At 67.5% G+C, this 1,687-nt stretch carries 1 protein-coding gene; it reads right to left on the minus strand.

Translation table 11 applies throughout. The annotated features are described in order from the left end of the window. Nucleotides 1-163: 163 nt before the first annotated feature. The gene (locus tag ABTY98_RS42135) at nt 164-1,561 is read right to left on the minus strand and encodes an IS1380 family transposase (RefSeq protein ID WP_352226469.1); all 1,398 of its coding nucleotides are present in this window, start codon (nt 1,559-1,561) and stop codon (nt 164-166) included. Nucleotides 1,562-1,687: the final 126 nt, after the last annotated feature.

Consider the following 1,687-nt stretch of genomic DNA (forward strand, 5'->3'; position numbering starts at 1 on the left):
CTTAGCCTTGATCCACCGACGTGGTCTGAAAGTGATCTTCTGACTGATCCTGAGCCGGTTTCGGGGTGGTGATTGTGGGCGGGCAGGTGGCATCCGCTGGTCTGTCCAGCGTTTCCACGGTTCGGTTCCGGTCGGGCCCTGGCGGGCGGTGTGGGCAGGGTCGTCAGGCCGGTCCGGGTGGGTCGTGGGCGGTGTCGAAGAGGTGTGTCCAGGCGTGCTGCCAGGGCCAGTTGTGTGGCAGGTGCAGGGTGATGCGTCGTGCGGAGCGGGCGATCCGGGCCGGGACTTGAACCAGGTGGGTGCGGAGGGTGGCGGTGGTCGCCTTGGCATGGAAGGCGGAGGTGAGCGCGCCGGTCGCCCGCAGCAGGTTGTAGGTCATGGCCCACAGGGTGAGCCAGGCGGCGTTGGCGTGGAAGTGTCCCGATGGCAGGTGGGTCAGGGCGGAGGCTTTGCTGTCCGCGATGACCTGTTCGACCACCGCGTGGTGGCGGTGTTCCCGCTCAGCCTGCAGGGTCTCGGCGGGGTTGTCGGTGAAGAACGGGTGGTAGCGCCAGACGGGGAACAGTTCGCCCTGCTCACCCGCGACGGCGGGTTTGGCGAGGTCACGGACCCGGCGGACGATCAGCCGGGCGGTGACCCGCTCCGCTTTCTTTCGGCTTGAGAAGGCGGTGTATTGGGGTATCTCGGCGACTTCGGCGTCCGAGATGAGTTCACCGGTCTCGGGGTCGGGCACCGCGGTCGGGTAACTGATCTGCTGCCATTCCTCGTCGGGGATGCTGTGGACGGCTCGTTTGATGGACGGGTTCATGCCGGTGGTGATCGAGAAGTGGGCCCCGGCCCGGCGGCAGGCGGCGATCACACCGGCGTTGTAGAACTGCGAATCAGCCCGCAGGATTCGGGGGCCGGTGCAGCCGGCCTCGACGGCGGTGGCCAGGGCCTCGCTGACGAATTTCGGGGCGCCTCGGGCGTCTGCTGCTTTGCCGCGTCGCATCCGGACCCCGGCGATCACCGGCCGCGCGTGCGGGGTGCAGATCGTGGCGAGCAGCGGGTGCAGGGTGCGGATGCCCTTGAACCGGCCGTACTCGGCGCCCTGCTTGGTCCGGCCGTAGACCCGTTTGTGGGTGGAGTCGACATCGATGAACGCCACCTCGCCCGCGCCGGGCAGAAGTGGAGTGTGCGCGGCCAGCGCGGCCAGGAACCTGCGGTGCACAGCGTGGAGTTGGAGGGCATGACCGTGGGTGAAGGAGCGCAGGAACGTGCCCAGCGTGGACGGGGCACGGATACCCGCGAACACGGCCGGCATCGCACCATGGCGCAGGATGTGAAGGTCGTCGATGCTGTCCGCGCCTGCGGACATGCCCGCGACGATGCTGGTGACCTTGGCGTCCGCCGCCGCACCCGCGCCGTTGCTCGCGCCGGTCAGCTTCACCTTCTCGGTCACCAGACGCGAAAGACCGCACCGCTCGGCCAGCCGCATCACCGGGACGAGCCCGGCATGCGCGATCAGATTCGGATCATCGAACGCAGCGGAGACCGCCGCCGACGTATGGGAAACTTGCATCTCGGAAGTGCCTTGCCGATCGTGCCTGGTGGAGCCTCAAGAACTCCCATCATTGCAGGTCACAAGGCACTTCCTCGTTTTCCTAGCCGCTATCCACAAGGCGCTGACCGGTGGATCAAGGCTTAG

The sequence above is a fragment of the Streptomyces sp. NPDC096040 genome, from assembly GCF_040303265.1.
Taxonomy (GTDB): domain Bacteria; phylum Actinomycetota; class Actinomycetes; order Streptomycetales; family Streptomycetaceae; genus Streptomyces.

Coding starts and splice junctions, on each gene's coding strand:
- ABTY98_RS42135 (WP_352226469.1), bottom strand. CDS start 1,561: ATGCAAGTTTCCCATACGTCGGCGGCGGTCTCCGCTGCGTTCGATGAT.